Origin of the sequence: Vibrio eleionomae (genome assembly GCF_009874545.1) — a bacterium.
GTDB classification, from domain to species: domain Bacteria; phylum Pseudomonadota; class Gammaproteobacteria; order Enterobacterales; family Vibrionaceae; genus Vibrio; species Vibrio nitrifigilis.
The window spans coordinates 42930-51539 of the sequence record NZ_WEKT01000035.1 but is presented as its reverse complement, the minus strand read 5'-3'; the positions used below and the strand labels follow the sequence as shown (position 1 = coordinate 51539).

Below are 8610 nucleotides of genomic sequence, written 5' to 3'. Positions count from 1 at the left end.
GATCCTGACCAATAAGAATAGTGTTTAATATTGATAAATTAGAAAACGCTGACATTAGCCAGCGTTTTTATTATGAATACGCATATGTATTTATTAATGATTAATGTATTAATAAATATTCAATTTATCGTGCTATTTGATACTTATTTTTTATGTAGCTCGTATTGAGAGGCCATATCACCAGAAACTTTATTGCCTGCTGCATCTAGCTTAATGAGCGTGCCATCTTCGATAGCATATTGCTCTGGTTTTCCTTTCCCGTTATCTAAGCTTAATGTAGTCCCTTCTGGAGACCAAGCAAACTTACCTTCGGTCTTTTTATCTTTACCATCAATCTGTTGAGTCATGGTAAAGGTTTGATCTTCATTTAAAGTGATTGTGGTATCTACATTTTTACCATCAGCACCAGGTAGTGAACCTTGGTAACTTCCTTGCCAATCTAGATCACTTGTTTTTTTCTGTAGGGGATCAACAGCCGTAGGGGCAGAGCTAGTTGGCTCATTAACATTTGGTGAAATATCACCAGATGCTGCAGGTGAAGCGTTTTGTTCAACGGTAGCGGATGGTTGTTGGTCTGCTTTAGGTTCAGTTTTATCTGAATTGCCATCACAACCAGCCAAAATTACAGTTAATACACTCAATGCCAAAATCGACTTTTTCATCGTTTAATCCTTTCTCTGTTTGAAATACAAACGGATGTGTTGTTGTTTTGTGGAATGCATTATCCAGCAAACGAATGTTAGGAGAGTCAGGTGGTAGTCATCCTTTCAACAGCGGCTGTAAGAAGGTTGTCAGTGATGTGTTAAGACCTCAACCTAAGATTTACATAGCGATAAAATTCCATATTTATCAGCGTATTAATGCCTGTTGGTCTATAAAGCTGCGAGCTATTCAAATTTGTTGCTTTTTTAATGGTCGTTAAGAAGCAGATCAACAGGCTGGATACTTACACATAGGTTGGAAAATCCGGACTAGATAGATGTTTTATTACGCCAAAAATAACAAGGTAGTTGTTCAATTACTTGTTTATGATAGTTTGGAGAATATTTTTCTATATCCCAATAACTTTAAGACTCAGGATTCAGAACTTAATCTTGTGGTTACTAGGGTATATAACCGATGAGTCAGATGATGGAATTAGATAGAACAGATCGACACCTATTGTCGTTATTGCAAAGTAACAGCAATTTATCACTGAGCGAGTTATCAGAAGCTGTAAACCTAACCACAACTCCTTGCTGGAAGCGATTGAAGAAGCTTGAAGAGAGTGGGGTTATTAAGAAACAGGTCGCTTTATTGGATGCAGATAAATTGAACTTGTCATTTATAGCTTTTGTTATGGTTAAAACGAATGACCACTCACATGAGTGGTATCAAAACTTTGTCCGCGCTGTTGAAGAGTTTCCTGAGGTAATGGAGTTCTATCGCATGGCGGGTGAGTATGATTACATGATGAAAGTCATTACAAAAGATATGAATAAATTTGATCTTTTTTATAAAAAACTTGTTAATAGCATCGATGGAATAAATAATGTTACCTCAACATTTTCAATGGAGTCATTAAAATATACAACGGAGCTCCCTATTTAATATATTTTGATCTAAACATATAAATATCTGATGGTTGTATTAATTGTCGTTATATTGATAAGGTATAATTACATTTATTAATAAAACTATTTGTTATTTTAAATTATTTTGTATTAGTTTATTCGTTGTATATAATGGCCGGCCATTGTGTCAGGTTGTTTATTCGCACGGATTACAATTTTTCCTTGTTCTCTTCATCAGCTCGGCATAATTCCTCTAATTATAATTAAGGTTTAAAGTATGTCGTTCATTATTTCTTGGTTCGAGAATCGTTCGGTAGGCTACAAGCTAGGTGTAGGGTTTGGTTTAGTCCTTATTCTTACTGTGGTGGTTGCGCTGGCCGGAGATTATAGCCTTCATATTGTAAAACAGCGCGGAAAAAAAGTATCCGCAGCACTAAGTATGAATCTTTTACTATCACAAGCTAAATTAAATTTTAATGACTATGTGATGAAAGATAGTGATAAAAACAAGCAAGCAACGTTAGATCTCTTAGCTAAGTTGAAAAGTGAATTAGTGAATGAACGTCAACTATACGTTGATCAAGAGGACCTTGATGAATTCGACCAGTCAATAAAAAATACNGATGTATTGGTTAATAANGGTTAATAATATCTATTTGCAAATTAAAAAGCTCAATGAAAAAAATAAATTAAAGCAAGATATTGATAGAAGTTATGTTAGTGGTGTGAAAGATGTCAAAGCTGCGTTTGAAGCTATTTCTGCAAATGATAAAACATTCACGAATAGTGAAATAGAACAAATCCGAACAATACTTTTTGACCTAAGCAGATATTTAAACGAAACGGCTATTTTCGCTCATACGTCAGAGAAAATTGACATTAGCAGCACACTTTTATTAGGTGAAAAAATTCAAGGGTTAATTAACGCTTTACCGAGTAGTGCGTTAAGCCTGTTCACTAATGACGGTATGAAATCACAGATAGTTGCTTATCAAGAAGAAGTGCGCCGATTCGATAAACTCAATAGTGATTATCAAGTGGCATCGAAGGCAGTAGAGGATAAAGGGGGGCAAATATTTTCTAGTCTAGGTCGTTTAATCGATAGCCAGAATAAAAAAACGGAACTTGATGGAACCAAAGCGATAGTGACCTCATCTGTTGTCACGGCTATTGCTGTGATTCTCGGTGCTATTGCTGCTTGGATTATTTGGCATATGATCACCAAGCCATTAAATGAGACAGTAAAAATTGCCCGCCGTATTGCCGATGGTGATTTGACTCATACAGTATCGACAAAACGTAAAGATGAATTGGGACAGCTGCAAAGCACGATCGGGCATATGACTGAAATGTTGCACGGGCTAATCAGTGAAATTTCTACTTTATCGGGTGAATTAAGTGCTGCCACATCGCAGTTCTCTAAATCTTCCAAAGATAATTCAGCACGTATGCAGAATCAGCAAAAAGAGAGTGAACAAGTCGCAACCGCGATGAATCAAATGAGTGCAACAGTCGCTGAAGTAGCAAAATATGCAGAGCAAGCTTCGCATGCGACTCAAGAAGCAAGCACGATTGTATTTGATGGCCATGAAATGGTGAACGATACCACGCTTCAAATGCGTTCTTTGGCTGAAAACGTCGAACGCAGTACTTTGTCTATGCATGAACTAAAACAGCAAAGTGATGATGTGGGTAAAATATTGGATGTGATTAACGGCGTGGCTGAGCAAACTAACTTGTTGGCGCTGAATGCCGCGATTGAGGCCGCTCGGGCGGGGGAATCAGGTCGAGGGTTTGCCGTTGTGGCTGATGAAGTGCGCAATTTAGCGAGTCGAACTCACCACTCAATTAAAGAAATCGAAACGTTAATTGGTCGCTTGCAAGTCGGCGCGGATGAATCGTTACGTTCAATGGAAGAAAGCCAGCAATTCTCGCAAGTGACTATCTCTCGTGCTCAAGAATTACAACAAGCGTTTGAGCAAATTAGCGAAACAATTAAACGAGTGGAAGACATGAGCACTCAGATTGCGACCTCATCAGAAGAACAGAGTCTAGTATCGGATGATATCAGCCGCAGTATGGAACGAGTGAATGAGATCACTCAGCAAGTTGCGGAAGAGGCGCTAGAAGGTGAGCGCGGTATGGATTCATTGTTAAATCGTACACAAGATTTACACGCGTTAACGGCGCGATTCAGTATTTCTGCTTAGTTCTAATATGCAAGCCCGCAATAATATCCCCAAATGACCTCAAGATGCAGGATTCATAGCTTCATCAACGAGCCCAGGTCAAGCTCAATCACGGCAGGAATGGTTATTCCTTTTCAACGTGATTGAGCGCAGAAATAGGTTTGTTGATGAGCTCCCAAANGGCGAGTTTTATTCGCTCCTAGGCTGTGTTACTGATTTTCAACGTAGAATGACTATGTCTTCAAATCAGTGCCTTGCCTAAGAGCGAAACCATTCTCGCTGAAACAGCATCTTGAGGTTACTTGGGTATAATAGCGGGCCTTTTATATCCAAATTAACTAAACAATGATTTAGCCAAAAATCCAAGCGATTAGAAAAACGACAATCAGTAAACCAGCAAATACTTTCAGTAATGGGCCGATTTCCGGAGTGCCGCCTGCTGGTGGTTTGTTACAGCAGCTCATATCTCTTCCTCCTTAAGTTTGTCACTGAATTCACTATAAAGCTTCCCCTTAGGGAAAGGTAAAGAGGTATAAGAGAACTTTTTTATTGGATTACGTTTGCTTAAATCTCATCACGCCTTCTTGAACCGCAGAAGCGACTAAGGTGCCGTCTTGGCAATAAATCTCTCCACGAACAAGTCCCCGCCCATTTGAGGCAGTTGGGCTATCAATAGCAAACAGTAGCCATTCGTCCATTTTGAAAGGGCGATGGTACCAAATAGAATGATCGATTGTTGCCACCTGAAATTTTGGAGTCAGCAGTGAAACACCGTGTGGCTGTAGGGCTGTGACTAAAAAACCCCAGTCAGATGCGTATCCAAGTAAATATTGGTGGATTAACTGATCGTCGGGCAATTCACCCGTAGCGCGAATCCAAAGATGCTGTTTAGGTGCCATTTTTTCAGGCTTAATTGGATTTACAATATTCACAGGCCGCACTTCAATTGGGCGTTCACCACAAAATGTTGTCTTAAGTGGCTCGGGTAATAAGTGGGCAATCTGCGAGGCGATATCTCGTTCAGACGCTAAACTCTCTGGTTTTGGTACTTCAGGCATTGCAGATTGATGTTCAAACCCTTCACTGATCTCTTGATACGACGCGGTTAGATAGAAAATAGGGCGATCATTTTGCATCGCTTTCACACGTCGAGTACTGAAGCTTCTTCCGTCACGAAGGCGCTCAACATCGTAATAAATTGGTTTGGATATATCACCTGGGTAGAGGAAATAGCTATGGAAGGAGTGAACGGTGCGAGTATTCTCAACCGTGTAACGTGCCGCTGACAATGCTTGGCCGATCACTTGACCGCCGTAAACCTGGGGCAAACCGAGATTTTCACTTTGACCTACATAGGTGCCATTTTCGTGTGGCGTTAACTTCAGTAAGTCCAACAATTCTGAAAGGGCTTGGCTCATGAATAAGGAAATTCCTTTAAACTAACATTGTTAAACAGTACGTCACTCTATGCGATTTAAGCAAGTTAATCCTGATTTGGGTCCCAGCGAAATCGCTTCAATGATATTTTGCCATCTGGCGAAACGTCGACCCCTTCTGCTAGAAGTTTCTCACGTTGACGTAAGAGATCGTCCCCTTTTAGTGAGATTCTCCCTTGGCTATTAACAACTCGGTACCATGGCAAAGTCGAGCCTGCAGGTAAGTTAGACAAGGCTTTACCGACTTGTCGAGCATAACCGGGAAAGCCCGCCATTCGGGCAACCTCACCATAAGTGGTTATACTACCTTTGGGTATTCTCGCTATAACATAGAAGATATGTGCAAAAAATTGATCCATACTAAAAAAGTCCTACTACGATTATTTACCAAGGAAAGGTACAGGGGATCAAAATGGTATTTTCTATTCTTCAATTTGGAATGACAACCTTATTGGCGATTGTTTGTGCGAGAGCGATGGGGTTAAGCGGTAATGACATACCGTTTATTTCGTTATTGATTCCGGCTTTGTGGTTTTTACCACGAGGTGGAATATCAGGATTTGTTTTATTGGCATCGATGGCAGCGTATGGAATGACGCTCGCTTATCAACCGGCTTCTTTATCAGTAAGTGTTTGGGTGTTATTCCCACTGCTGATGGTTGCGTTTTCACCGCGCAGCAATATTGGCGTCATTGCTTGTTGTGCACTAATTACGATAACGCTTGAAGTGGGAATTATGGTGACTCAATCGGCTGGGAAACTAGGCGGCACACCTTGGGTTACCGTGGTTCAATTGGTCTCTGTTTCGCTCATGTGGTGGGCAGCGCGCAGTTGGAAACCTAGAAAAGGTCACAGTTGGTGGACGCTTCTTTTAGTCGTACCTCTGTGGATGGCAGGCTTGGAATATTCCGCGCTCTTGTCATTAACAGTGGTGGGCATTATGGCTTCTATGGAAACGATTCGTTCAACATTTAAAGATACGGAATTTTGTTGGCACACGTTATTGTGTTGGACGTTACCTTCGGTTGGGTTTGCAACATTTGTACTATCTCCCGATTTAGACGTACCCAATCCCGTGTTTGTGGTTTGGATGTGCTTACTTGTTACCGCATGGATGACAGATTATATTTTGCGAAGTAATGAAGAACAGATGGAACAATAAACAAAATACATTGTTGCGTGAAATCGATTTCTTGCAAATAAGTGTAAAAAATTAATGATATGGGCGTGTTTAGTTTAGGTATTGCTGAGATGTTTCTATATAATGCATTCACAATATACTGATAACAAAATAAACAACAACGTCCATGCATTATAAACTGATCCTTAGCGGTTGGTTGCTTGTACTTTTGTGTTCGTTCCAAGTACACGCCGATATTACGCCTAATCAAAAAAGTTACACCGTTGCTTCTCAATCTGATGATGTCGTTGCGCGCATTATGTTCGACGCAATAGCCCATCAGTTTAATCTTGATATTCGCTTCAAAACTTACACCAGTTTTGAAGCGATGCTGCATTCTGTTCAGGTTGGAGACAGTGATTTTGCTGCGAATGTGACATTCACGCAGCAGCGCGCGAAAGTATTCGACTTTTCTAGCCCAACTAATATTGACTATACTTATTTGTTTAGCCGCGAGTTTCGTCCGTTAGAGACGATGAAAAGCATCGCTGTGCCTGAAAAATCTGTCTATGACGAACGTTTAAAATCAACATTTCCATTTATACATATCAAATACTTCCATGGCATATTTGAAGCTCAGAAGTTATTAAATTCTGGAAGTGTTGATGGTGTAATTGGTCCGATAAATAGCCTCAAGCCAATGTTAAAACACGGCTACAGTGCGCAATTAGTGAATAAAGAACTTCATGTTCAACCTGTGTCGATTATCGCGACCAAAGGTAAACATCAAGAAATGTTAAAAGTGATGGAGCATTTCCTTTATTCTTCGGAGTCTCAAGAAATATTGCGTCATACCGTGCGTAATTATCAGTTTGAATTACGCCGAAAAGCACTGCGTCAAGCTGTTAATGAAAGTGGTTTGAATTTACAGCTGCCACTTAAAGTTAAGTTTGAAAATTTACCACAGTATGCCACTTATCATAGTAACGGTAATGTCGAAGGTATCAGTGCTGATGTCGTCATGAAGGCGTGTGATGTGCTGCTGATAAGGTGTGAAATCACTAGTAAACCATCAGAAAGTTGGGCAAGTATGTTCAACGATCTACGTAATAATAAAATCGATATATTGGCGCCTATTACCGTTTCGCAGCAGCGTAAAAGCATCGTGAATTTTAGCGATAGTTATTATCATCCTAAGGCATTACTGATTAAGCGCGAAGGATATAAAGAAGGTACATATAAAGATATTTCTGAACTGATCTCTGAACGTATCGGAGTCATCAAAGAAGATTATTTTGAGGAAATGTTGCATCAAATGTTGCCTCATAAATCTTTGGTGCGTTTTACCTCTCAGAAAAAACAGATCCAAGCGCTGCTTGATGGCGATGTTGATTATATCGTTTTAACTGAGGCGAACTTTTCTGAAGTGCTGCGTGAATCACCGAAAATATTGCCACTAGAAGTGGATAAATTAATCGGTCAATTTAGCCAGTTTGATATTGCTGTCGGTTTTACTAAAAATGACAGAGGTGCTAAATTATCGAAACTGTTTTCACAAGCAATTCAAATTATCGATACCTCTAGAATTGTTGCCAAATACGATTTTCGACCGGATTGGCGTTCTAATCTTGCACTGCAAAAACATTACCAAAAAAATGATCAAATAAATTTAGTAATGGTGGTTATTTTACTTATTGTTACGGGGTATTTGATTCAGCGCCAATTCATCATGGATTCCTTAACAAAATTACGTAACCGTAATAGTTTGTGTCGCCGTTTTGCAAAAGGTGTTTCTAAAGATATCAGTATTGTTTATGTTGAAATTGAGCAATTTAAGAAAATTAATGAGACATATGGTTTTGAAGTGGGTGATAAGGTACTGAAAGAACTGGCTAAAAGGATGAAGAAAAATTGGCCAGGTCACTGTTACCGGTTTAGCGGTGATGAATTTGTTGCAGTCGATGTTATTAGTCCTGATAACGTGAACACTTTTATAGAACGCATTGAGAACTTTATTTATGTTGATTCAGAACGAGAGCAAAGTTTTCCTGTGACGTTGTCTCTGGGAGCGTCGTTTAGCCGCAAGAAAACGATACCACTAAAAGAAGTCTTAGGGGAAATATACGCTGATATGGCTCAAGGGTGGTCGGGCAATCACTAAATATCACGATTGGCGTTGGTATTTTCAGCGGTTTGTTTAAATGCTAAGCATTTGAATCGCAAACCCTGTAAATTCTTTGTGATAGGGTTGCATTCAGTCATGGGATGATTGATAATCCTCATCACTCTTCGGTAACCGAAAAATACTGAAG

7 protein-coding genes are annotated in these 8610 nt (G+C 39.7%); 4 read left to right on the top strand and 3 right to left on the bottom strand.

What is annotated here, in order from left to right; all coding sequences use genetic code 11:
- Positions 1–143: 143 nt before the first annotated feature.
- Positions 144–662 (bottom strand): copper resistance protein NlpE, encoded by a 519-nt coding sequence (locus F9817_RS16300; RefSeq protein WP_161157215.1) that lies wholly within the window; start codon positions 660–662, stop codon positions 144–146.
- A 469-nt stretch (positions 663–1131) separates the two neighbouring features.
- Here F9817_RS16300 and F9817_RS16295 point away from each other — a divergent pair, with 469 nt between their 5' ends.
- A complete protein-coding gene (locus F9817_RS16295) occupies positions 1132–1590 on the top strand; it encodes an Lrp/AsnC family transcriptional regulator (protein ID WP_161157220.1) in 459 nt (152 codons plus the stop codon).
- Between the two features lie 688 nt (positions 1591–2278).
- A complete protein-coding gene (locus tag F9817_RS16285) occupies positions 2279–3763 on the top strand; it encodes a methyl-accepting chemotaxis protein (protein ID WP_161157213.1) in 1485 nt (494 codons plus the stop codon).
- Positions 3764–4296: 533 nt separating this feature from the next.
- On the opposite strand, the gene tesB is transcribed toward F9817_RS16285, so the two are convergent.
- A complete protein-coding gene (tesB, locus tag F9817_RS16280; RefSeq protein WP_161157212.1) occupies positions 4297–5160 on the bottom strand; it encodes an acyl-CoA thioesterase II in 864 nt (287 codons plus the stop codon).
- Positions 5161–5225: 65 nt separating this feature from the next.
- Entirely contained in the window at positions 5226–5537 is a 312-nt protein-coding gene (locus F9817_RS16275) for an MGMT family protein (RefSeq protein ID WP_161157211.1), read from the bottom strand.
- A gap of 53 nt (positions 5538–5590) precedes the next feature.
- Here F9817_RS16275 and F9817_RS16270 point away from each other — a divergent pair, with 53 nt between their 5' ends.
- Both F9817_RS16270 and F9817_RS16265 read left to right on the top strand, forming a co-directional pair.
- Positions 5591–6340: a VP0952 family biofilm-associated protein gene (locus F9817_RS16270; RefSeq protein ID WP_161157210.1), complete on the top strand. Its 750-nt coding sequence runs from the start codon at positions 5591–5593 to the stop codon at positions 6338–6340.
- Positions 6341–6485: 145 nt separating this feature from the next.
- Positions 6486–8459: a GGDEF domain-containing protein gene (locus tag F9817_RS16265; RefSeq protein ID WP_161157209.1), complete on the top strand. Its 1974-nt coding sequence runs from the start codon at positions 6486–6488 to the stop codon at positions 8457–8459.
- Positions 8460–8610 lie beyond the last annotated feature (151 nt).

What these genes read in the sequence shown, in the direction of transcription:
- F9817_RS16300 (WP_161157215.1), bottom strand. Translation starts at nt 662, where the DNA reads ATGAAAAAGTCGATTTTGGCATTGAGTGTATTAACTGTAATTTTGGCT.
- F9817_RS16295 (WP_161157220.1), top strand. Translation starts at nt 1,132, where the DNA reads ATGGAATTAGATAGAACAGATCGACACCTATTGTCGTTATTGCAAAGT.
- tesB (WP_161157212.1), bottom strand. Translation starts at nt 5,160, where the DNA reads ATGAGCCAAGCCCTTTCAGAATTGTTGGACTTACTGAAGTTAACGCCA.
- F9817_RS16275 (WP_161157211.1), bottom strand. Translation starts at nt 5,537, where the DNA reads ATGGATCAATTTTTTGCACATATCTTCTATGTTATAGCGAGAATACCC.
- F9817_RS16270 (WP_161157210.1), top strand. Translation starts at nt 5,591, where the DNA reads ATGGTATTTTCTATTCTTCAATTTGGAATGACAACCTTATTGGCGATT.
- F9817_RS16265 (WP_161157209.1), top strand. Translation starts at nt 6,486, where the DNA reads ATGCATTATAAACTGATCCTTAGCGGTTGGTTGCTTGTACTTTTGTGT.